The sequence below is a fragment of the Streptomyces sp. NPDC051105 genome, assembly GCF_040682795.1.
GTDB lineage: Bacteria > Actinomycetota > Actinomycetes > Streptomycetales > Streptomycetaceae > Streptomyces.
This window is the reverse complement of sequence record NZ_JBFBBR010000012.1, coordinates 19,051-41,954: the sequence shown is the minus strand read 5'-3', so window position 1 is coordinate 41,954 and position 22,904 is coordinate 19,051. Positions and strand designations below refer to the sequence as shown.

Annotated in this window: 19 protein-coding genes; 8 read left to right on the top strand and 11 right to left on the bottom strand. The window is 71.0% G+C overall.

The genetic code is table 11. The features are described 5' to 3' along the window. Positions 1-148 precede the first annotated feature (148 nt). The 6 genes from AB0N16_RS27840 to AB0N16_RS27815 form a co-directional block, all read right to left on the bottom strand. Positions 149-1,453, bottom strand: coding sequence for a cytochrome P450 (locus tag AB0N16_RS27840; RefSeq protein ID WP_365801270.1), 1,305 nt, complete (start codon positions 1,451-1,453; stop codon positions 149-151). 321 nt (positions 1,454-1,774) lie between these two features. Further along, positions 1,775-2,644, bottom strand: a complete 870-nt coding sequence (locus AB0N16_RS27835; RefSeq protein WP_365801268.1) for a carbohydrate ABC transporter permease — start codon at positions 2,642-2,644, stop codon at positions 1,775-1,777. Further along, positions 2,641-3,612, bottom strand: coding sequence for a sugar ABC transporter permease (locus tag AB0N16_RS27830; protein ID WP_365801266.1), 972 nt, complete (start codon positions 3,610-3,612; stop codon positions 2,641-2,643). Before AB0N16_RS27830 ends, AB0N16_RS27835 begins: the two co-directional genes overlap by 4 nt. After that, positions 3,606-4,922 carry an ABC transporter substrate-binding protein gene (locus tag AB0N16_RS27825; protein WP_365801263.1) on the bottom strand — a complete coding sequence of 439 codons (1,317 nt, stop codon included), beginning with the start codon at positions 4,920-4,922 and terminating at the stop codon, positions 3,606-3,608. Before AB0N16_RS27825 ends, AB0N16_RS27830 begins: the two co-directional genes overlap by 7 nt. Beyond that, positions 4,919-5,902 (bottom strand): GNAT family N-acetyltransferase, encoded by a 984-nt coding sequence (locus tag AB0N16_RS27820; protein WP_365801262.1) that lies wholly within the window; start codon positions 5,900-5,902, stop codon positions 4,919-4,921. Before AB0N16_RS27820 ends, AB0N16_RS27825 begins: the two co-directional genes overlap by 4 nt. Next, a complete protein-coding gene (locus tag AB0N16_RS27815) occupies positions 5,899-7,131 on the bottom strand; it encodes a DUF1343 domain-containing protein (protein WP_365801260.1) in 1,233 nt (410 codons plus the stop codon). Before AB0N16_RS27815 ends, AB0N16_RS27820 begins: the two co-directional genes overlap by 4 nt. Positions 7,132-7,493: 362 nt before the next feature. On the opposite strand from AB0N16_RS27815, the gene AB0N16_RS27810 reads away from it, so the two are divergent. Further along, a complete protein-coding gene (locus tag AB0N16_RS27810; protein WP_365801259.1) occupies positions 7,494-7,808 on the top strand; it encodes a hypothetical protein in 315 nt (104 codons plus the stop codon). A 389-nt stretch (positions 7,809-8,197) separates the two neighbouring features. Beyond that, the gene (locus AB0N16_RS27805) at positions 8,198-9,643 is read left to right on the top strand and encodes a glyceraldehyde-3-phosphate dehydrogenase (protein WP_365801257.1); all 1,446 of its coding nucleotides are present in this window, start codon (positions 8,198-8,200) and stop codon (positions 9,641-9,643) included. 224 nt (positions 9,644-9,867) lie between these two features. Here AB0N16_RS27805 and AB0N16_RS27800 read toward each other — a convergent pair whose 3' ends face one another. Both AB0N16_RS27800 and AB0N16_RS27795 read right to left on the bottom strand, forming a co-directional pair. Next, complete coding sequence (locus AB0N16_RS27800; RefSeq protein ID WP_365801576.1) at positions 9,868-10,545, bottom strand: response regulator transcription factor; 678 nt, start codon at positions 10,543-10,545, stop codon at positions 9,868-9,870. Beyond that, positions 10,542-11,792 (bottom strand): HAMP domain-containing sensor histidine kinase, encoded by a 1,251-nt coding sequence (locus AB0N16_RS27795; protein WP_365801255.1) that lies wholly within the window; start codon positions 11,790-11,792, stop codon positions 10,542-10,544. The genes AB0N16_RS27800 and AB0N16_RS27795 overlap by 4 nt, the downstream gene beginning before the upstream one ends. A gap of 125 nt (positions 11,793-11,917) precedes the next feature. Here AB0N16_RS27795 and AB0N16_RS27790 point away from each other — a divergent pair, with 125 nt between their 5' ends. From AB0N16_RS27790 to AB0N16_RS27765, 6 genes are all read left to right on the top strand, one after another. Beyond that, positions 11,918-12,865, top strand: a complete 948-nt coding sequence (locus AB0N16_RS27790; protein ID WP_365801253.1) for an ATP-binding cassette domain-containing protein — start codon at positions 11,918-11,920, stop codon at positions 12,863-12,865. Next, positions 12,862-14,418, top strand: a complete 1,557-nt coding sequence (locus AB0N16_RS27785) for an ABC transporter permease subunit (RefSeq protein ID WP_365801251.1) — start codon at positions 12,862-12,864, stop codon at positions 14,416-14,418. The genes AB0N16_RS27790 and AB0N16_RS27785 overlap by 4 nt, the downstream gene beginning before the upstream one ends. Next, on the top strand, positions 14,415-15,251 hold the full coding sequence (locus AB0N16_RS27780) for an ABC transporter permease subunit (RefSeq protein WP_365801249.1): 837 nt from the start codon (positions 14,415-14,417) through the stop codon (positions 15,249-15,251). The genes AB0N16_RS27785 and AB0N16_RS27780 overlap by 4 nt, the downstream gene beginning before the upstream one ends. Before the next feature lie 420 nt (positions 15,252-15,671). Then, complete coding sequence (locus tag AB0N16_RS27775; protein WP_365801247.1) at positions 15,672-17,195, top strand: alpha-L-arabinofuranosidase C-terminal domain-containing protein; 1,524 nt, start codon at positions 15,672-15,674, stop codon at positions 17,193-17,195. Between the two features lie 17 nt (positions 17,196-17,212). Then, the gene (locus AB0N16_RS27770; protein ID WP_365801245.1) at positions 17,213-18,517 is read left to right on the top strand and encodes a glycoside hydrolase family 27 protein; all 1,305 of its coding nucleotides are present in this window, start codon (positions 17,213-17,215) and stop codon (positions 18,515-18,517) included. 2 nt (positions 18,518-18,519) lie between these two features. Then, entirely contained in the window at positions 18,520-19,527 is a 1,008-nt protein-coding gene (locus tag AB0N16_RS27765) for a LacI family DNA-binding transcriptional regulator (protein WP_365801243.1), read from the top strand. 246 nt (positions 19,528-19,773) lie between these two features. On the opposite strand, the gene AB0N16_RS27760 is transcribed toward AB0N16_RS27765, so the two are convergent. The 3 genes from AB0N16_RS27760 to AB0N16_RS27750 form a co-directional block, all read right to left on the bottom strand. Continuing rightward, on the bottom strand, positions 19,774-20,328 hold the full coding sequence (locus AB0N16_RS27760; protein WP_365801574.1) for a class F sortase: 555 nt from the start codon (positions 20,326-20,328) through the stop codon (positions 19,774-19,776). Between the two features lie 235 nt (positions 20,329-20,563). Then, complete coding sequence (locus AB0N16_RS27755; RefSeq protein WP_365801241.1) at positions 20,564-21,133, bottom strand: hypothetical protein; 570 nt, start codon at positions 21,131-21,133, stop codon at positions 20,564-20,566. A 236-nt stretch (positions 21,134-21,369) separates the two neighbouring features. Continuing rightward, positions 21,370-22,758, bottom strand: coding sequence for a glycoside hydrolase family 43 protein (locus AB0N16_RS27750; protein WP_365801239.1), 1,389 nt, complete (start codon positions 22,756-22,758; stop codon positions 21,370-21,372). Positions 22,759-22,904: the final 146 nt, after the last annotated feature.

The window sequence follows — 22,904 nt, the reverse complement described above, 5'->3', positions numbered from 1 at the left end:
ATCGGATTGCGGGCGGAGCGCGGACCGGCGTTCGGTACCGGTCCGCTTCAGGCTGCCGCGGTCACCACGTCGTGACCGTCGTCCCCGGACCGCCGCGGCGGCCGCCGGGGTGAGGGCGTCCGCCGTGCGCGGCAGGACGCGGGCCCGCTCAGGCGCGGACGAACTCCACGGGCACTCTCAGGGCCACCGTGTGCTTGCTGTTGTTGGCCCAGGGCACCGGACCGGTCAGCCGTACCTCGGCGACCCGGTCGAGCAGCACGCCGAAGAGCGTGCGCAGTTCGATTCTGGCGAGGTCGACCGCGAGGCAGCTGTGCGGCCCCTGGCCGAAGGCCACGTGCGGGTTGGGGTTCCGGCGCACGTCGAAGGACATGGCGTTGTCGAACACGCTCTCGTCCCGGTTGGCCGAGGACCACCACAGGGTCACCTTGTCGCCGCGGCCGAACCGTACGCCGTTGAAGGTGAAGTCCTCGGTCGCCGTCCGCCGGTTGTACGGCGTCGGTGTGGACCAGCGCATCATCTCCTCGACCGCGCTGTCCAGCAGCGAGCGGTCCGCGCGCAGCGCCTGCCACTGTTCCGGCCGTTCGGCCAGGGCGAGCAGGCCGACCGCGATCACGTTGCGGGTGGGTTCGCTGCCGGCCAGGGTCAGCAGGTTGACGAACACCTCGCGCTCGTACTCGCGCAGGGGCGGTTCGCCGTGGCCCTCCGGCAGATCACCGGCGGCGATCACGGACAGGAAGTCCCGGGCCGGGTCGGCGCGCTTCTCCGCGATCAGTTTGACGCCGTACTGGTACATGGCCAGCAGGGAGGCCTGGCTGCGAGAGGATGCCTCGCCGGACTCGCGGTCCTCGTAGCCCATCACGACTTCGGTCCAGTCGACGAACTGCGGCCAGTCCGCGCGGGGTATGCCCATCAGCGCGGCCATGACCTCGACCGAGTACCGGCCCGCCACGTCGTTCTGGAAGTCGCAGGAGCCCTGCTTGACGACCTCGTCGATGATGGCCTCGGCGCGTTCGGTGATGGTCGCGGCCAGCGCCTCCAGGACCGGGCCGGTGACCGAGGGGCTGACCAGGTCGCGCAGCAACCGGTGCCGTGGGTCGTCCATCATGTTCAGCATCGCGCCGGAGTAGGTGCCGGCGGGCAGGTCGTCGAGGTGGGTGCCGCCGCCCTCGCGGTCGCCGCCGCCCTGGGAGGACAGCAGCGGATGGGCCGCGGCTTCGACCACGTCGGCGTAGCGGGACAGGACCCAGAAGTTCTCGCCGTCACGGGTGCGGCCCGGCGGGTGCAGCAGGATCGGTGCTTCCCGGCGGAGCCGGGCGAAGACCTCGTGCGGGAAGCCGGCACCGAACCGGTCCTGGTCGCTGAGATCGAACCCGTCGAGAACGGCGGGTAACTCGCTGGCGGAAACCTCGGTGGCGCTTCGCGATAACGGGAGGGCGGGCTGTTCCAATGACATTAGCTCTCCATTTTTTGCACTGACGTATCGAGGAACGTCAAAAGCAACATCAGTGTCACCCGATCGTGGAATTGACGTCAAGCGGCCCTTGGAGAAGTTGGGCTGACGCTGGGATGTCCTTTAGGCAGGACCGGCAAGGAACGTCCCTGGCCCGGGCAGTTGGGGCCGCTCACCACAAGGGAGGTGCTTAGGCGCGGATGGACTGAACTGTTGCATGGTGCAGGCGTACCGCACGGCCGATGAGAGAACAAACCCCAGGGACAATCCGCTGTGCTACGACAAAGAGCGTATCGACACCACGATCTGGGTAGGATGCGCGGTTCACTTGAGGCCGCTGAGCATCACACCACGGATGTAGTACTTCTGCAGCAGCAGGAAGAGCACCAGGACCGGCAGCGTGCTCAGGACCAGGCCGGCCATGACGATCGGGGTGGTGCGGGTCGGGTCGACGTAGTCCTGGAGGAGCTGGATGCCGACGGGCAGGGTCATCACGTCCGGGTTGGCGGTCGAGACGAGCAGCGCCCAGATGTACTCGTTCCAGGCGTCGACGAACGTCAGCAGCCCGAGGGTGACGAGGACCGGCTTGGTCTGCGGGACGACGATCCGCCACCACACGGTGAACTCCCCGGCCCCGTCGATGCGGGCGGCCTCCAGCACCTCGTCCGGGATGGAGACCATGAACTGGCGCATCAGGAAGATCCCGAAGCTGCTGACGAGGAACGGCATGGCGAGCGCCGCGATGCTGACGGTCAGCCCGGCCCCGCCGCGCCCGAACAGGTCGTTGCCGCCCGCCAGCGGCCAGTGCACCAGGATCAGGAAGTGCGGGACGAGGAAGAGGAACGGCGGGAACATCATCGTCGACAGCACCAGGCGGAAGACGAAGTCCCGGCCGGGGAAGCGGAGTTTGGCGAGCGCGTAGCCGGCGAGCGACGAGGTGACCAGCACCGAAACGCTGATCACGGCCGTGGCGACGACGCTGTTCCGGAAGAGCACCGGCAGGTCCAGCTGGTGCACGGCGGCCCGGTAGTTGGACAGGTCGAACGCCTCGGGCAGGAACCGGTAGGGCAGCCGGCCGGCCTCGTCGGCGCCCTTGAAGGACGTCATCACCATGTCGAGGAACGGCACCACCGTGAGCACGGCGCCGGTGACGACCAGCAGATACGACAGCCACGGGAACCGTCGGCGGATCACGCGTCCTCCCCCTTGCGCCGGAAGAGCCACAACTGGACCAGCGTGACCGCGAGGACCACCGCGAAGAGCACGAAGGCGGCGGCGCCGGCGGTGCCCCAGTCGCCGTAGGAGAAGGCCTGCCGGTACATCTCGAGTGCGGCCACGTCGGTGGCGTCCCCCGGGCCGCCCTTGGTCATCACGATGATCAGCGCGAACGACTGGAGGCCGGTGAGGAACTGGGTGACGCACACGAACAGCAGGGACGGCCGCAGCAGCGGCAGCGTGATCCGCCAGAAGACGGTGACGGGCCCGGCGCCGTCGAGCGCGGCGGCCTCGTAGTACGACTGCGGGACGGACTTCAACCCGGCGGTCAGGACGAGGATCGCCGAGCCGACCGAGGCCCAGGCCTGGACGACGACGACCGCCGGCAGCGCGGTGTCCGGGTCCTGGAGGAACGCCACCGAGCCGAGTCCGAGGGCGTTGAGGACGCCGTTGACGAGGCCACCGGGTTCGTACATGTACTTCCAGACGTTGCCGACGGCGACGACGGTCGTGACGATCGGCAGGAAGTACAGGGTGCGCCACAGCCCCTGGAACCGGAGCTTGTCGATACAGGTGGCGACGAGCACGGAGCCGGCCAGCGCGAGGGCCACGGTGCCGAGGGCGAACAGCAGCGTGTTGGTGAGGACCGGGGTCAGGAACGTCGCCCCGTCCGCGAAGAGGCCGGCGAAGTTGTCCGTTCCGACGGGGTCGATGTCGCCGAGGTCGAAGCCCGCCCAGCGGGACATGGACAGCAGCAGCGCGAAGGCGAGCGGCAGGACGAGGAAGACGGCGTAGAACAGCAGTGTCGGCGCCAGGAAGAGGTAGGCGACGACGGCCTGGCGGCGCCGGTGCCGGTCGCGTCCGCCGCCGCCGCCGCGGACGCCGACGGCGGACGGGTGGCGGGCCGCCTGTTCGGCCGCCTCCGCTGTCAGGGTGGCGTTCACCATGCGCGCGACACCTCCTGGTCGACCTGGCGGCGGGTGGTGCGCAGGGCCTCGTCGACGGACTGCTGGCCGGTCCACAGCGCCTCGATGCTCTTCCGCAGCAGCGACTTGGCCTGCTGCGCGCCCGGCCCGTTCGGCTCCGGTACCGCGTAGGCCAGCGCGTCCAGGAACGGCCGCAGGTTGGGGTCGCCGCCCGCGCCGAGGAGGGTCCGCATGTCGTCGGCGCGGCCGGTCAGGGAGCCGACGGACACCTGGAGGGCGCTCATCCGGGTGGCACCGCGCACCTTCTCGGTGTTGAGCCAGCGCAGGAACTCCCAGGCCTCGTACGGATGTTCGCTCGCGGTGTTGACGCCGAGCATGAACCCGGTGGAGAGCGTGGCGCGCGGGCCGTCCGCCTCCGGCAGGGGCACCGCCGCCACGCCGACGTCGCGGTAGGCCTCGCCCATCAGGGACTTGAGGTTCGCCGTCCACCAGCCGGCGCTGATCACCATGGCCACCTGCCCGGACGCGAACGCCTTGTAGACGTTGACGCCGGGGTCGCTCGCGCCCTTGGCGACGAGGCGGTGCTCCAGGTCGAGGACGGCCCGGCCGGCCGGCGAGTCGATGGCGGTGCTCCGGCCGTCCGCGGCGACGAACCGTCCGCCGGCGGCGTTGAGCAGCGCGAGGGTCTGCCCGACGGTCGTGGAGTCGTCGTAGGTCGACAGGCCGAACCCCTGGACCAGGGTGTTGCCGTAGCCGTCCCGCCGGGCGGTGCGGTACGCCGCCTCCTCCAGCTCCCGCCAGGTGCGCGGGGGTCCGTCCACGCCGGCCTCGCGCAGCAGCCGTTTGTTGTAGTACAGGGCGTACGTCTGCGTCTCGGTCGGGTAGCCGTAGACCCGGCCCGCCACCGACGAGGAGCCGACCGCGGCCGTGCCGTAGCCGCGCCTGATCTCCTCGGCGTGCTCGGCCGGGGCCGGCCGCAGGACGCCGGCCTGGACGAGCTGGCCGTTCCACAGGCAGTACGGCTGGAGGATGTCGGCGCCCTGGCCCGCGGCCTGGCGGACCATGAACGTGGTCAGCAGGTCGGTGAACTCGACGGCCTTCGTCGCCACCTTGACCCGGTCGTGGGTGGCGTTCCACTCGTCGACCGGGCCCTGCAGGGCCTTCTTGAGTTCCCCGCTGGCGTAGTGGGAGAGCAGGGTGAGGACGACCGGGTCCCCGGCCCGCCCGGTGCCCCGGGACGGCGCGGCACAGGCGGACGCGAGCAGCGCCGAGGGCAGTGCGAGCGCGAGGTGCCGGCGGCTCAGCCGGCCGGCCGGAGGGGTCGGTCTCATCGGGCGGCCGCCTCCCGGCGCAGTACGCGGAACAGCCGGGTCGTGGTGAATCCGGTCTTGCGGTAGAGGTGGCCGGCCGGCGACTGCGCGCCGGTCCACAGGAACCACGCGGAGTGCGCGCGCAGGGCCCGCATCCGTTCCAGGACCAGGTGGAGGAGGACCTCGCCGAGTCCGGTGCCGCGCATCTCCTCCAGCACCCCGATGGGGCCGAACCGTTCGTCCACCGAGTCGAACGCGCCGTGCATGGCCCAGCCGACCATACGGCCGGCCGGGTCGCGGGCGACGACGATCCGGTCGAGCGGTGTGCCCGCGGCCAGACACGCCCGGATCGTGCACGCCCAGTCCGGGCCGAAGTGGTGCCCGGCGAGCGCGAGGAGATCCACCAGGTCGTCGTCGGCGGGGGTGGCGAACCGGTAGCCCCGTCCGGTGAGTTGGTCCAGGCGGTGGGTGACCTCGTCCGGGAAGCGGTAGCCGACCAGCACGCGGTCCATCGCGGCCGCCTCGTACAGCGTGCGAAAGCCCAGGGACTCCAGGAGCCCGGCCGCCTCCGGGTAGGCCTCCGCGTCCAGGCCCGGGAACACGTAGTTCGGGGTGTACGACGAGAAGTCCACCCGGGTACGGCCGTGGCCGTGCAGCCAGTCGAGGGCGTCGGTCAGCAGCCGGCGGCCGAGGCCCTGCCCGCGGGCGGCCGGGGTGACGAAGAAGAACGGGATCCAGCCCTGCTCGGGCTCCAGGTCGGTACCGGCCATCGGTGTCACCCGCCGTACCGCGTAGGCGGCGCCGACCACACGGTCGCCGTCGACGGCGACCCGCAGCCCTTCGGGATCGAAGTTGGGGTCGAGCAGCACCAGGGTGCGGAAGCGGTCCGGGGTGATGGGGTCGGCCGGTGCGCTGCGGCGCCAGGCCTCCACCACCTCGGGGCCGTCGCCCGCACGAAAGCCACGGATTCCGGCCGGGGTTGTCGGCGTGCGGTCGGTCATCGACGGGTTCGTCCTTCCGAACAGGTCGGTTCTGCGGGATAGAGCAGTACGTCGTCGCCCGCCCACCGGCCGGGCGGGGCCGGCGGATCGCACAGCGGCAGCGGGTCCTCGCCCGCGTCGACGGCCCTCCGCAACCGGTCGGAGCCCCACAGCAGATCGACGAAGTGGCGGTGACCGGTCCCCTCGGCGCCGCTGTCGACGGTGTGCCAGGCGAAGTCGTCCGGGTACAGCCGGCGGAGCACGGCGAGCATCGCGACGGCGGTGCGTACCGGTGCGAACGCCGTGCGGTCGGTGATGTGCAGCTGGACTCCGCGCAGCGGCCGTCCGGCGTGCTTGTGGAAGGCCGGTACGTAGCGCAGGTCGCGGAAGTGCACTCCGGGCAGGCCGAGTTCGGCGAGCGCCGGTGCGAACCGTGCGTCGAGGAAGGGGGCGCCGACGATCTCGAAGGGCTGCGTGGTGCCGCGGCCCTCGGAGAGGTTCGTCCCCTCGAACAGGCAGGTGCCGGGGTAGACGACGGCGGTCGCCGGCGTCGGGATGTTCGGCGAGGGGGCGATCCACGGCAGCCCGGTGGCCTCGGCGTCCATGGCGCGCTGCCAGCCGACGGCCTCGATCACCGTCAACTCGACGGCAGCGCCCGCCGCCTGGGGCACGGCGGAGGCGTTGAAGTGCCGGGCGAGTTCGCCGCAGGTGAGGCCATGCCGGACGGGGATCGGGGCGCGCCCGACGAAGCTGGCCCACGCCGGGTCCAGAAGCGGGCCCTCACTGACGAGTCCGCCGAGCGGATTCGGCCGGTCGGCGACCACGAACCGGACGCCGGTGCGGGCCGCCGAGACCATCAGGTCGAACATGGTCCACGCGTAGGTGTAGAACCGGGCCCCGATGTCCTGGAGGTCGTACACGAGGGCGTCGACGCCGCTGTCGATCAACAGCTTGTCGAGGTGCCCGCCTTCGCACCGGTAGGTGTCGTACACCGGCAGGCCGGTGCCGGGGGCAAACCGGACCGCCTCGGTCTCGCCGGCCTGGCCGGTCCCGTGCAGCCCGTGTTCGGGACCGAACAGGGCGGCCAGCGGTGCGCCCGCCGCGAGCAGCGCGGGTGCCGCCGGGTGCAGATCGGGGAGGACTCCGGCGTGGTTGGTCACCAGTCCGAACCGGCCGGGCCCGGCGAGTCCGGGCGACTCGTGCAGTCGCGCGATCCCGGTCGTCACCGCGACACCCTCGTCCGTGCTCATCCCTTGCCCCGTCTGCCGGTGACACCTCTCGCAAGCAATGGTCGGGAATTTACTCTTATGTCACGCATTTAGCGTCAATGAATCGCCGACGGTTCCCGCCCCCGTCGCGTCGCACCCGCACGGGTGGCCGGTATCGGCCAACCGCCTTGGCGGTTCCTGCACTTGTCCTCGCCCTCACCGCCCCGCCGGGCGGCCCGGAGCGTCACGGCAGGTCGACGGAGGTCCCCCGGACGTGGGACGTTTCCGTGTCGTCGGGGCGTCCGGGCGCGGTGACGGTGTGTGATGGCGACGGGCCTCGGTCTCCCCGTCGATTCCGGCGTCGCCCTTTTTCACCGTTCTCACCGCTCACGAAGGACATCACGATGCGCCTCAGCCGTCCGATCGCCGCCGTTCTCGGCGGCCTCGCCCTCGCCGTCATCACCATCGGTCCTGCCGCCGCCGCCGACGGGACGTTCGTCTGGGTCGGACCCAAGGGCAAGGCGTACGCCATCCAGAACCCGCCGGACCGCAGGTGCCTGGACCTGGCGCAGGAGGCGCGCGGTCCGCAGAACGCCACGAAGAAGGCGCTCGTCGTCTACAGCAAGCAGAAGTGCAAGGGCACGGCGCTGCGGATCGCTCCCGGGCACTCGGCGCCCCGCAGCGTCCCCTTCGCGAGCGTGATCTTCAACCCTCGCTAGGCGCTTCCCCGCAGACGGCGTGACGTGCCGTCGTCCGGCTGCGGCTCCGTCGCGGCGGGACCGCATCGCGGTGCGGCCCCGCGCCCCTTCGACGGGCTGCCGCACCGCGGCCGACGCCGCCCGAGCCGCTTGGGCCGCGTGCCGTCCAGCCCCCGACCGGTGGCGCCGATCTCGACACAGTGATCGGCGCCACCGGTCTTTTTGCGCGCCGAAGGCACCCGGGCGCAGGGGCGCGCGGGCCACCGCCAGGACCTGAGCCCGCACCGGATCGGAGCCCCGCGACGGACGTCACACCGGGTCGGCCCACATCACACCGGGACCCCCTTGATCGATCATCGACCGGTCGGTTTAGCATATGAGCGCCACCTAGCTCGATCGAGAGTAGATCTGTGACTGTCAACGACGACTCGTTCACCAACTGGAAGAACCGCGAGGAGATCGCGGAGTCGATGATCCCGATCATCGGGAAGCTGCACCGAGAGCGGGACGTGACCGTCCTCCTCCACAGCCGCTCCTTGGTGAACAAGTCGGTGGTCAGCATCCTCAAGACGCACCGGTTCGCCCGCCAGATAGCCGGCGCCGAGCTCTCCGTCACCGAGACGATGCCCTTCCTGCAGGCACTCACCACGCTCGACCTCGGCCCCTCCCAGATCGACATCGGCATGCTCGCCGCGACCTACAAGGCCGATGACCGGGGCCTGGACGTCGAGGCGTTCACCGCGGAGGCGGTTGCCGGGGCCACCGGCGCCAACAAGATCGAGCAGCGCGAGCCGCGCGATGTCGTCCTGTACGGATTCGGCCGCATCGGCCGCCTGGTCGCCCGGCTGCTCATCGAGAAGTCCGGCTCCGGCAACGGGCTGCGCCTGCGGGCCATCGTGGTGCGCGGCGGCGGGGCCCAGGACATCGTGAAGCGCGCCTCGCTGCTGCGCCGCGACTCCATCCACGGCCAGTTCCAGGGCACGATCACCGTCGACGAGGAGAACAGCACGATCCTCGCCAACGGCAACGAGATCAAGGTGATCTACGCCGACGACCCGTCCCAGGTGGACTACACGGCGTACGGCATCCGGAACGCGATCCTCATCGACAACACGGGCAAGTGGCGGGACCGCGAGGGCCTGTCGACGCACCTGCGGCCCGGCATCGAGAAGGTCGTGCTGACCGCGCCGGGCAAGGGTGACGTCCCGAACATCGTGCACGGCGTCAACCACGACACCATCAAGCCGGACGAGCAGATCCTGTCCTGCGCGTCCTGCACCACCAACGCGATCGTGCCGCCACTCAAGGCCATGGCCGACGAGTACGGGGTGCTGCGCGGGCACGTGGAGACGGTCCACTCGTTCACCAACGACCAGAACCTGCTGGACAATTACCACAAGTCGGAGCGTCGCGGCCGGTCCGCGCCGCTCAACATGGTCATCACCGAGACGGGTGCCGCGTCCGCCGTCGCGAAGGCGCTGCCCGACCTCAAGGCGCGGATCACCGGCAGCTCGATCCGGGTCCCGGTGCCGGACGTGTCGATCGCGATCCTCAACCTCCAGCTGGCCCGCGAGGCATCCCGCGAGGAGGTCCTGGACTACCTCCGCGAGGTGTCGCTGACCTCGCCGCTGAGGCGCCAGATCGACTTCATCACCGCCCCGGACGCGGTCTCCAGCGACTTCATCGGCTCGCGCCACGCGTCGATCGTCGACGCCGGCGCCCTGAAGGTGGAGGGCGACAACGCGATCCTCTACCTCTGGTACGACAACGAGTTCGGCTACTCCTGCCAGGTGGTCCGGGTCGTCCAGCACGTCTCCGGTGTCGAGTACCCGACGTTCCCGGCGACGGCGGTCTGACGCCCCTCTCTCCGCACGGGTCACCTCCCTCGCGAGCGCGCGGGAGGTGACCGTTCGTCATTTCCGGGGAGGGACCGGAATACGAGCGAAGTCCGGGTCGTGGGCGACGACTTCTGGCGCGTGGAATCGCGCGTGTCAGTCTCCGACGTCGGCTGCGCAGACGACTGGAGTCGGGTGCACCGGGCACGCCCTCCGCTCGCGGGCCGCCGGCCCCTGTCGGCTGCTCAGCCGGGCGGGACGGACGGGTCGGTGATCCGGTACCCCACGCCGGGCGTGGTGGCGATGACCGGGGGGTCGCCGAGTTTGCGGCGCAGGCGGCTGATGGTCACCGTGACGGTGTTGGTGAACGGGTCGGCGTGTTCGTCCCAGACCTGTTCGAGGAGGCCCTCCGTGCTGAGGAACGCGGGGCTCGCGCTCAGGAGGGCTTCGAGTACCGCGAACTCCTTGACGGACAGGTCGAGTTGGCGGCCGTCGCGGCTGGCGGTGCGGCGCATCGGGTCGAGTTCGATGCCCGCCGTGCGCAGAGTGCGGGATCGGGCGGCGGGGCGGCGGCGGGCCAGGGCGCGGATGCGCAGGACGAGTTCGGGAAAGTGGAAGGGCTTGGCGAGGTAGTCGTCGGCGCCCAGGGTCAGGCCGCTGACGCGGTCGCCGGGTGAGCCGGCGGCGGTCAGCATCAGGACCATCACGCGGCCGTCCCGCTCGGTGATCATCTGGCAGAGGGTGTCGCCGTGGATGCCTGGCAGGTCGCGGTCGAGTACGACGACGTCGTACGTGGTGACGTCCAACTTGGCCGCGGCGTCGAGCCCGTCGTGGGCCACGTCCACGGCCATGCCCTGGTCGCGCAGTCCCTCGGCGATGACTTCGGCGAGGGGGCGGGTGTCCTCGACCACCAGGACCCTCAACACACCACGCCCGTCTCCGCGTCGGGGGCTCCCGCCGTCGCCCTGCCGTCCGTACGGGGGAGGGTGATGGTGACGCGCAGGCCGCCGTCGGGGCGGGCGCGCAGGTCCAGGGTGCCGTGGTGGGCCTGGGTGATGGCCGCGACGATGGAGAGGCCGAGGCCGCTGCCCCGGCCGGTGCCGGTCCGGTCGGCGCCCAGGCGGCGGAAAGGCTGCGCGAGGTCCGCCACCCGCTGCTGGTCGAGGACCGGTCCGCTGGACTCGACGACGAGGGACACCGCGCCTGCGTCGTCTCCTTCAGCCCGTACCGCGACACTGATCCAGCCCCCGGGGGCGTTGTGCGCGATCGCGTTGTCGACCACGTTGTCGGCCACGCGGCGCAGCAGCGTCTGGCTGCCCCACACCCACGCGGAGCCGTCGATCCGGTTTTCGCGCACGGTCAGGCCCTGGGCCTCGATGTCCTTTGCCCGTCCGGTCAGGGCGGTCAGCGCGAGTTGGCCGAGGCCGAGGCGCGCCCGGTCGGTGAACTCGCCGTGCTGGGTGCGAGCCAGGACGAGGAAACTCTCCAGCAGCCGCTCCACCTGGTCGAGTTCGGCGCGCATCCTGGCGGCCAGCGTGACCGTGGTCTCGGGTACCGGGCCCGGCTTGGCGAGCGCCACGTCCAGGGAGGCCCGCATGGTGGTGAGTGGGGTACGCAGCTCGTGGGAGGCGTTGGCGACGAAGAGGCGCTGGGCGTCGAAGGAGCCCTCCAGGCGGCCGAGGAGGTCGTCGATGGTGTCGGCGAGGTCCTTCACCTCGTCACCGGGGCCGCCGATGGCCAGGCGTTCGTGCAAGCTGTCGGCGGTGATCCGGCGGGTGGCCGCTGTCATCACGCGCAGCGGGCGCAGCACCCGGCCGGCGACGAACCAGCCGAGGCCGACCGAGATCACCGTCATGACGCCGAGGGCGATGGCGGAGCCGATCAGGATCTGCTGGGACGGGGTACCGTGCGCCTGAGCCAGCTGCTGCTCCAGGTCGTCGATGCGGCCCTGGGCCTGTGCCGCCGTGGCGGGCCGAGTGCCGCCATCGGGGGCGGTCTGGCTGGAGCGCGATCCGCCGGATGCCACCACGGCCGCGATCGCGAGCAGCGCCGTTCCTGACAGCAGGAACAGAGTCACGTACCAGGCGGTGAAGCGGGTGCGGGCGGTGCCACGGCGCAGGCCGAGCCGGGCGGTCAGGCCCGCGAGCCGTCGGGGCGAACCCCATTTCATCCGCATGCTCCCCTCTCGCCACCGCACGAGGACACGTACCGGGCCAGGCTAAGCCGTGGCGCCTAACAGGGAGATGACAGCGGCCGTTCGGCCCCTGTAACTCGCTTCGTCACAGGGTGGGGCCCATGAACAAGGAGAGTACGAAGGCGACGATCGAGGTCATCGGTCTGCGTAAACGCTTCGGGTCACAGCTGGCTCTGGACGGGATGACGTTCACCGTGCGGCCCGGCCGGGTGACCGGCTTCGTCGGCCCGAACGGCGCGGGCAAGTCCACCACCATGCGCGTGATCCTGGGCCTTGACGCGGCTGAGGAGGGAGATGCTCTGGTCGCAGGGGTGCCGTACCGCACCCTGCGCCGCCCGCTTCGGCACCTGGGGGCACTGCTCGACGCCTCCGCGCTGCAGCCGAGCCGCACCGCCCGTAACCACCTGCTGTGGCTGGCCCACTCACAGGGCGTGCCGGCCCTGCGGGTGGACGAGGTCATCGAACAGGCCGGTCTGGGCACGGCGGCCCGGCGCAAGGCCGGCGGCTTCTCGCTGGGCATGCGCCAGCGCCTGGGAATCGCGGCGGCGCTGCTCGGCGACCCGCCGATCGTCATGCTGGACGAGCCGTTCAACGGCCTCGACCCCGACGGCATCGTGTGGATGCGCGGCTTCCTGTCGTCGCTGGCCCGGCAGGGGCGCGCCGTCCTGGTCTCCAGTCACCTGATGAGCGAACTCGAGGACACCGCGGACCATCTCGTGGTGATCGGCCGCGGCCGGGTCGTCGCGGACGCCAGCGTGTCCGAACTGCTCGCCGCGGCGTCCGGCGGCCGGGTCACCCTGCGTACCTCCGCGCCTCCGCGCGCCGCCCAGGTCCTGCACGGCGCGGGCGCCACCGTTCTCGCCACCGGCCCCGACACTCTCGGCGTCACGGGCCTGCCCGACGAGGAGATCGTGGCCCTGCTCGCCCGGAACGGGGTGCCGTTCTCCCAGGTGTCCACGCATCGGGCGACGCTCGAAGAGGCATACATGGAGCTCACCCGGGACGCGGTGGAGTACCGGGGCATCCCGGCGAGGGAGGCCACGCGATGACAGCCACCCTCACCCCTCGCCCCCCGGCCACGAGGCGCGCTGAGCGGAGCGGGTTCCTCAGGACGCTGCACGCCGAGTGGACGAAGTTCCGTACGGTACACGGCTGGGTCCTCGCCATGGCGGGGGCGCTCCTGGTGACGATCGTGGTCGGCCTGCTCGGCACGGCCGCCCCCGGCGGTCGCGGTGCCCACTCCGCCTCGTACCCGAAGGGCCCCGGCGGCGAGGCCGTCAACGACAGCTTCTACTTCGTTCGCAAGTCGCTCACCGGCGACGGCACCCTGACCGTTCCCCTGCTGTCGCTGACTGGTGTGGCCGACCCCGGGACCGGCAAGAAAGCCCAGAGCGCCCAGCCCTGGGCCAAGGCCGGGATCATCGTGAAGGAAAGCCTCACCCAGGGATCCCCGTACGCGGCGGTCATGGCCACCGGCGGCCACGGCGTGCGCATGCAGTACGACTACACGCACGACACGGCGGGCCCTTCCGGCCCTGTCTCCCAGGAGTCCCCGCGCTGGCTGCGCCTGGTCCGCTCCGGTGACAGTCTCACCGGTTCCACCTCCACCGACGGCTCCCACTGGGCCAGGGTCGGCCATGCGAAGCTGCCGGGGCTTGCGCGCACCGTGCAGGCCGGGCTCTTCGCGACGTCACCGGAGGCGAAGCAGGACACCGGGGCGGGCACGGGCTTCAGCCCCGCTGTGGCCACCGGCACCTTCGGCCGTCCCGGCCTCACCGGCGGCTGGTCCCGGAGCGCGTGGAGCGGCATACATGTGGGCAGCGACGCGGGCACCTCCGGCAGCTACCCGAACACCACCAAGGGCGGCTTCACCCAGATCGATGGCGGCGGGTTCACCGTGACCGGGGCCGGTGACGTCGCACCGGTCGTCGGCGGGCCCGTCATGGGCGTCGGCTTCTCCGTCGAGAACTTCCTCGTCGGCACCTTCGCCGGGCTGATCGTGGTGATCGCCGTGGGCACGGTGTTCATCACCGGCGAGTACCGACGCGGTCTGCTGCGTACCACCATGGCGGCAACTCCCCTGCGCGGCCAGGTGCTTGGTGCCAAGGCGCTGGTGGCCGGTGGCGTCGCGTCCGCCATCGGCCTGGTGGCCGCCGCGATCACCGTTCCCATCGGGGAACGCAGCGCGCACGGCAGGGGTTTCCATGTCTTTCCCGTCACGTCGGCGACCGAGGTGCGCGTCGTGGTCGGCACGGGCCTGCTCTGCGCGGCGGCCGCCGTGCTCGCACTCGGCGTCGGTGCCCTGCTGCGGCGCAGCGGCACGGCGGTCGCCCTGGTCATCGCGTCGATCGTGCTGCCCTTCCTGCTCGCCACCTCCGGCGTACTGCCCCCGGGCGCATCGGAATGGCTGCTGCGGGTGACCCCGGCCGCGGGCTTCGCCATCCAGCAGACCCTGCCGCAGTACGCGCAGGTACTCAGCGTGTACCAGCCGTCGACCGGCTACTACCCGCTGGCACCATGGGCCGGCCTCGCCGTGCTGTGCGGATACGCCGCGCTCGTCTTTGGTCTGGCCGTGGTGCGGCTGCGCGGGAGGGACGTATGACTCTCCTGAGCGGTGCACGCCTCACGAGCACGGCGGACGGCGCGTGGCGAGGGGACTTCGGCCGTGCCCTGCGCGCGGAGTGGACGAAGCTGCGCACCGCAGGGGGAACAGGGAGGCTGCTGCTGCTCGCCGTGGCGCTGACCTTGGCCGTCGGCTGCGGTACCGCCAAGGCCGTGAAGTGCCCGGACGCGGGGTGCGGCCGGGACGCCGTCCAGCTCGCCCTGACCGGCGTCACCGTCGGGCAGGCGGTCATCGCCGTCTTCGCGGTGCTGGCCGTCAGCGGCGAGTACGGCACCGGGATGATCCGCACCACGCTCACGGCGGTGCCGAACCGGCTCACCGTCCTCACCGCCAAGGCGACGGTCCTCACCACGGTGGTCCTGGCCTCCGGGGCGGCTGCCGTTCTGGCCTCCCTCCTCGTCGGCCGCTACATCCTGCCCGGCAACGGATTCACCGAGGCGCACGGCTACGCCCCGCTGTCCCTCGCCGACGGACCGACCCTGCGCGCGGCCGTGGGCTCGGTCCTCTACCTCGTCCTGATCGCCCTGATCGGCCTCGGCGTGGCGACGGCGGTCCGGGAGGCCACGACCGCCATCGGGATCGTGCTCGGGCTGCTCTACCTCTTCCCGGTCGTCACCCAGGTGGTCAAGGACCCGGAGTGGCAGCGCCGCCTCCAGGAGATCTCGCCCATGACCGCCGGACTCGCGGTCCAAGCCACCGTCCGTCTGCACGAGCTGCCCATCGGCCCCTGGGCCGGCCTGGGCGTGCTCGCGGCGTGGGCCGCGGCCGCGCTGCTGGTCGGCAGCCTGCTGCTGCACAGGCGCGACGCCTAGCCCGAATCGAGCCGACCGCGAGCGCGGTGGCTTCGGCCCCGACGACTCCGGGAACGGACCTATAGCAGGTATGCGACGGCCACCCGGCTCCCTGCACCGCCACCGCTTCAGGCAGCGGTGCAGGGAGGTCTTGGGGGATGCCGGTCCTGATGCTTCTCCCCGTAGCCGACGCCTCGGCCGTGGAGCAGACCCGCGTATGTGAGATGCCGGAGGCGTCACTTCGGGCGACCCGCGCCGGCCTCTGCCAGCGGTGAAACAACGACGTGGCACCTTTCGCCCGTCTTCCGGCCCGACCCCTTCCCGCCCGGTGCACCACCCTTGACGCATCCCCGCCCCGATGGCAGCTTTTTATCGATACAAGCGGTCTCCGAACGCCGTTCGGTATATCGACCAAACGGCCTCCCGGACAGGAGTACCCGCGTGCCCACCGCCACCGCGATCATCAATCTCGACATCGCAGGCCCGATCATCAGCCGCCACCTCTACGGCCACTTCGCCGAACACCTCGGTCGCTGCGTCTACGGCGGCTTCTGGGTCGGCGAAGACTCCCCGCTCCCCAACGAGGGCGGCATCCGTCTGGATGTCGTCGAAGCGCTGCGCGCCCTGGACATCCCCAACCTCCGCTGGCCCGGCGGCTGTTTCGCCGACGAGTACCACTGGCGGGACGGCATCGGCCCGCGCGAACAGCGGCCCCGGATGGTCAACACGCACTGGGGCAACGTCGAGGAGAACAACCACTTCGGCACCCACGAGTTCATGGCCCTGTGCGAACTCCTCGGCGCCGAGCCCTACATCAGCGGCAACGTCGGCTCGGGCACCGTCCGCGAGATGAGCGAGTGGGTCGAGTACCTCACCCGGGACGGCGACAGCCCGATGGTGCGGCTGCGCAAGGAGAACGGCCGTGCGGCGCCGTGGCGGGTCAGGTTCTGGGGCATCGGCAACGAGACCTGGGGCTGCGGCGGCAACATGCGGGCCGAGTACTCGGCCGACCTCGCCCGCCAGTACGCCACCTACTGCCGCGACCACGGCGACAACAAGCTCTACCGCATCGCCTCGGGCGCCTCCGACGCCGACTACAAGTGGACCGAGACCCTGATGCAGCAGATCAGCTGCTTCGGCTGCGAGGCCACCCCGAAGACCTTCTTCCAGGGCCTGTCCGTGCACTACTACACGCTCTCCGGCCCCTGGGAGGCCAAGGGCAGCGCCACCGAGTTCACCGCCGACGACTACTACCGCACGATGCTGTCGGCCCGCCGCGTCGACCGCATCCTCACCGGCCACTCCACGGTGATGGACGTCTACGACCCGGGCCGCACGGTCGGCCTGGTCCTCGACGAGTGGGGCACCTGGTGGGACGTGGAGCCCGGCACCGATCCCGGCTTCCTCTTCCAGCAGAACACCCTGCGCGACGCGCTGGTGGCGAGCACCCACTTCGACATCTTCCACAAGCATGCCGCCCGCCTGCACATGGCCAACATCGCCCAGACCGTCAACGTGCTCCAAGCCATGCTCCTGACCGACGGCGACACCCTGGTACTGACCCCGACCTACCACGTCTTCGAGATGAACAAGGGCCATCAGGACGCCACGTCGCTACCGGTGCACCTACGCGGCGAGGGGACCCGGCGCCGGGTCGGGGACGCCGAACTCGACACCCTCTCCGCCTCCGCCAGCGTGAAGGACGGCACGGTCCTGATCTCGCTCAGCAACCTCGACGCCGAGGAACCCGCCGACGTCACCCTCGACCTGCGCGGCGGCACCCTGGGCGAGCCGACCGCCCGGGTCCTCACGGCCGACAAGCTCCAGGCCCACAACTCGCCAAAGGCCTCGAGGGCCGTTGCTCCGCAGGCGTTCGAGGACCTCGAGGCCGTCGCTCACGGCCTTCGGCTCTCCCTCCCGCCGCACTCGTTCGTCACCGTCCAGGCCCCACTGACCCAGCGCTGACCCCCAGGAGTGCGCCCATGACCCGATCCCCACGCCCGCTGCCCCCGCGCCACCTGCGGCCGCCGACGGGCTGGAACAGCTGGGACTGTTACGGCACCACCGTCACCGAGGAAGAGGTCCTCGCCAACGCGGAGTTCATGCGCGAGCACCTGCTGCCGCACGGCTGGGACACCGTGGTCGTGGACATCCAGTGGTACGAGCCCACCGCCCGGGCGCACGGCTACAACCCGGACGCCCCGCTCGTCCTCGACGCCCACGGCCGTCAGCTCCCCGCACCGAACAGGTTCCCCTCCGCCGCGGCCGGGGCCGGGTTCGGTCCGCTGGCCGAGCGAGTGCACGGCATGGGCCTGCGGTTCGGGCTGCACATCATGCGGGGCATCCCGCGGCGGGCGGTCGAGGCGGGACTCCCGGTGCTCGGGACGGAGTTCACGGCCGCCGACGTCGCCGACACCGACTCCGTGTGCCCCTGGAACTCCGACAACTACGGCCTCGATCACGGCCACCCCGGCGCCCAGGCCTACTACGACAGCCAGGTAACCCAATTCGCGGCTTGGGGAGTCGACTTCGTCAAGGCCGACGACATGCTCTTCCCGTACCACGAGCGGGAGATCGCCGCCTACGCCCGGGCCGTCGAGCGCAGCGGGCGGCCGATCGAGCTGAGCCTCTCCCCCGGCACGGACATGTCCCTGGCGCGCCTCGACCACCTGCGGGAGCACGCCACCATGTGGCGGGTCTGCGACGACCTGTGGGACCGCTGGGAGGACGTCGAGGCGCAGTTCGCGCGGATGGCCCGCTGGGCCCCCTGGCAGGGCCGACAGGGCTGGGCGGACGCCGACATGCTGCCGCTGGGCCGCATCGGCATCCGCGCGGAGCGCGGCGCGGACCGCCAGTCGGCCCTCACCCACGCCGAGCAGACCAGTCTGCTCACTCTCTGGCTGATCTCCCGGTCACCGTTGATGATGGGCGGGGACCTGCCCACCAGCCGGCCCGAGACCATCGAACTGCTCACCAACGACGAGGCGCTCGACGTCCTGTGGCACAGCACCGGCAACCGGGAGGTGCTGCGGGAGCGGGACCTGGTGCTGTGGACCGCCCGGGACACCGACGGGCACACCCGGTACGCGGCGGTGTTCTCGCTGGCGGACGAGGAGCGCCGCTTCGAGGTACCCCTGGGGTCGATCGGGGCCGAGCCCCGCGACCGGGTCCGGGAGGTCTGGACCCGCACCGACACCGCCCACGACGGCCGGCGGCTGATCGTCGAACTGCCCGCCCATGGGGCGGCCCTCTATCGTCTTGTTGCCGAGGACAGCAGGCGGGAGTGAGCGTGGCGACGATCCAGGACGTGGCGAAGGCGGCCGGAGTGTCGGCGATGACCGTCTCCAACGTGATCAACGGCCATCCCAACGTCCGCCCCGCCACCCGCGACCGCGTCCTGGAGGCGATGACCCGGCTCGACTACCGGGTCAACGTAGCCGCCCGCAATCTGCGCAAGGGCCGTACCGGGACGATCTGCCTGGCGGTCCCCGAGATCAACCGCCCGTACTACGGCCGGCTGGCCGCCTCCATCATCGCGGCGGCCGACCGGCACGGCCTCGGGGTGAGCATCGAGCAGACCGGCGCCCGCCGGGAGAACGAGCTGGCGGCCCTCGCCCTGTCCCGCAACCGGCTTTACGACGGGCTCATCCTCAGCACCGTCGGGATGGGACCGGCCGATGTCGAGGCGCTGGAGGTCGACCATCCGGTGGTGATCCTGGGCGAGCGGATCTTCGGCGGGCCCGTCGACCATGTCGCCATGCCGAACGAGGCGGCCTCGGAGGCGGCGACCCGCCATCTCGTCGAGCGGGGCTGCCGGCGGATCGCCCTGGTGTGCGGGCGGCTGGGCAGCGAGGCCGACGTGTCGAGTCTGCGGCACGCCGGATATCTGCGGGCGCTGGCGGCCGCGGGGCTGCCGGCCGACCCGGAGCTGGTGGTGACCGCCGAGTCGCTCACCATGCGGGAGGCCGCCCGCCGCATCCGGGAGAAGGTGGCCGGCGGCCTCGATCTCGACGGGGTGTTCTGTGTGACGGACACGGTGGCCATGGGAGTCCTGCGCGCGCTCGCCGACGCCGGACTCCGGGTGCCGGAGCGGGTCAAGGTGATCGGCTTCGACAACGTCGACGAGAGCGCCTACCTCGTCCCCTCCCTGTCCACCGTCGACCCGGACCACGACCTGATGGCCGAACGCGCGGTCGCCCTGCTGGCGGCGCGCATCGACCCGGCCGGGCCCGGGCCGGAGCGGGAGGAGTTCATCGGCCCCTTCCGCCTGGTGGTACGGGAGTCGACGGGCGGCTGACCCACTCAGCCGCCCGCGGACGACACCCTTACCGTGCTCATGCGCGCTCGGCGCGCCGCCGTACCTTCATCACGAGGGCGCGGCGGACCGTCGCCAGGGCCCCCGGCCGGACGGCCCGGCCGGGGGCGAGCTCCAGCCGTACCCGCCGAATCATGGTCGCCCCGCGGAGGCGCCTGTTCGGCGTTGGGTCAGCGGTCCGGGTCGCGCGGTCCGGGTCGAAGGCCAGGGAGTCGGGGAAGAGGCCGCTCAGACGAGGTGGCCGAAGACCACCAGATTCTCGGTGTAGTCCTTCACGTCATGATCGTAGTCGCCGGCACAGGTGATCAGGCGTACCTCCGGACGGGAGGTGTCCGCGTAGACGCGTTTGCTGGGGAAGTCGTCCTTCGCGAACGTGTCGGCGCTGTCGACCACGAAGTCCGCCTGCGTGCCGTCGTCCCGGAGCACCGTGAAGCGGTCGCCGGGCTCCAGTTCGTCCAGCCGGACGAAGACGGCCGCCGAGGTCTTGGTGTCGACGTGCCCGGCGATGATCGCGGTGCCCGCCTCGCCGGGCGCGGGGCCCTCGGCGTACCAGCCGACGAGGTTGGTGTCGGCGGCGGGCGGTGGCTGGAGCTGGCCCGAGGGGGCGAGGGTGAGAGTGGTGAAGGGGGCGTCGACACCGATCTTCGGGATGAGCAGACGGGTCGGCGCGGACCGGGACAGCGCCTCGCCGGACCGGCGCGCACCGCCCGAGGGGGCGGCGTCCGCGCTCTCGGCCGGCATGTTGCCCGAGGCGTCGGAGGCCTTGCCGTGTCCGAAGAGCATCGCCACGGCCAGGAGCAGGACGGCCACGCCCCACACGGGCAGCCGTCCGGCGCGCCGGGTGCCATCCGGGTTCTCGGGATCCGGGGCGTCGGGGCGGGGGGTCTCGGGGTTCGGGGAGGAGGAGCCGGCTGCCATCACAGGTCACCTTTCTCGGCACGGCAGCGGGAGGGGCGGAACGGGGCCGCGGCCGCGCCCACGACGGTCGGCGGCCGCGGCTCCCGTATGCGCAAGCCCGTCAGGACACGGACCCGACGGCCTTCCTGCGCCGCAGCGCGTAGGCACCGGCGGCCGCCACACCGAGGACGGCCAGCCCGCCGGCCGTCACCCCGGGCGTCGCGAGGCCGCCGCCACCGGTGTGCATACCGCCGTGCGGCTTCTCACTGTCCTCGTCGTCCCCCCACGAGCCGCCCTCGTCCCGGCCCTCGCCACTCCCCCTGTCACCCTTGTCGCCCTTGTCTCCGCTGTCCCCCTTATCGCCCTTGTCTCCGCTGTCGCCCTTGCCGCCCTTGCCTCCTTGGCCTTCGTCCTTGTCCTTGTAGGTTTCGGGGTCGAACTTGCTGTCGCTGCCGCTGTCCGAGTCCCATTCGTCGCTCAGCTTCGCCACGGCGAGTACTCCGCCGCCCGTGTACATCCCGTCACGCGGCACTTCGTGGCTGCTGTCGTCGTTGTGCTCCTTGCTGTAGGAAGAGTCGTCACGGCCTCCGTTGTCCCAGTCCTGCGCGACCGCGGCCTGAGCGCCGGGTGCCGCGAAGGCGAGGGCTGCGGTGGCGGCCGTCGTCGCGAGGATCATGCGGGCAGAACGCATCTCGATGTCCTTCCGCCGTGGCCGGGCAGCGGATACTCCATCGGCTGAAACGACCCGGCCCCGACATGAACCACCGTCAGCCAGCCCCACGCGCTGCACCATCCAGGCCGCCCATCCGTGGTGACGACACGCCCAACACCGCCCGGCTGGGTCAATCGCACCCGGCGGCACACCGCCATTCGGGGGTGGCCGGGCCCGTCGTCGGCGTGTCGCCGCACGACGGACCCGCCGCGGCGTCAGTAGCCGACGTAGAAGGTGGCGTCGGCCTGCTCCGTGCTCGTGGAGACGGGGTCGATCCGCAGCACGTAGTCGGAGTGGCGGATGTAGCGCGTCGGGTAGTTGTACGACCGGAAAGACGACCAGGAGGAGTCGGCGAGGCCGGCCGTCCGGTAGAACGTGGCGTCCTGGGCGAATGCGGTCGTGCTGTCGTTCACGTCGAGCTGCAGCTGGTAGTTGTAGTGGCGCAGGTAGCGGGTCGGGTAGTTGACCGACTGGAAGGACACGCCACTGCCGTCGGCGAGGCCCGGGACCAGCTTCCACATGCCGTCGGTGTACGGGTCGAAGGCGTATTCGTCGATCCGGCCGACGAAGTTGCTGTGCCGGACGTAGCGGGCCGGATAGTTGTAGGACTTCAGCCGGTTCCAGGCGGGGGTGCCCCACTTGGCGACGAGGTTGTTGTACTCGGTCGAGGTGATGGGCTGGATGCCGCAGTGCTTGGAGTTGAGCGGCTGGGTGTAGGTCTTCTGGTCGAGGGCCGTCCAGGTACCGGCGAACAGGGCGCTGGTCCCCCAGGCGTAGAAGACGCCGTTCGGGGACCAGGTGTCGCCCCAGAGGTACCAGGTCGAACCGGAGGCGAGGGACTTGACCAGGGTCGGCGCCTCGGTGCCGTTGTGCGAGACGGCCGTACTGAACTCGGTGAAGCTGCCCGGGTTGAGCGAGGTGGAGCGGGCGCCGACCAGGGTCGAGTTCTTCTTGAAGTACAGGTAGTTGACGCCGTTCACGCCGACCGCCAGGTCGCCGTCGATGACGTCGTAGCCGGGGTCGAAGAAGACCTGGGGGTCGCCGGCGGTCACGAAGTCACCGGTGTAGTTGATCATGATGACGTTGTGGCCGCTGTCGTTGACGGCGGAGTAGATGACGCCGTACTCGCCGCGGCCGGCGTCCCAGAACGCCTCGGGCGCCCAGCTGTGGGTGTCCATGTCGTGGAGTTTCATCCGCCGGTAGCCGGTGAAGCTGCGCAGGTCGGTGGAGTCCCAGACATGGATGTACTGGCTGACGTAGGTCCAGTCGGTGCCGTTCAGGTCGGTGGCGAGCACCACGAAGGTGCCGTCCTGCTTGCGCAGGATGAACGGGTCGCGCAGGCCGAGCGAGCCCGCGGTGGGGGTGGCGACGGGGTTGTTCTGGTTGAGCGGGGTCCACTGGAGGCCGTCGGTGCTGACCGCCAGGTGCAGGCCGTAGTTGGCGGCCAGCATGTCGGGGGACTCGGTGAAGTAGCACATCACGTAGGCCGAGTTGGTGGCGGCCCGGGCGGTTCCGGCGCCGAGGGCGAGGGCGCCGGTGGCGGCTAGGGGGACGGTCGCGGCCGCGCCGAGGAAGTGACGGCGCGACAGGGGGGTGCCGTTCATGTGCGCTCCAGACGAAGGGGGGTGTCCGAGATTTCGAACGCAGTTCGGAGGGGCGATCAGAAACTAGAGGGGCACGTGGGGCGCGTCAATCCTTGCGTAACAAGGGAGTTACTCGGATGTCGCTCTCCTCACCGGGAGCGGGAGGG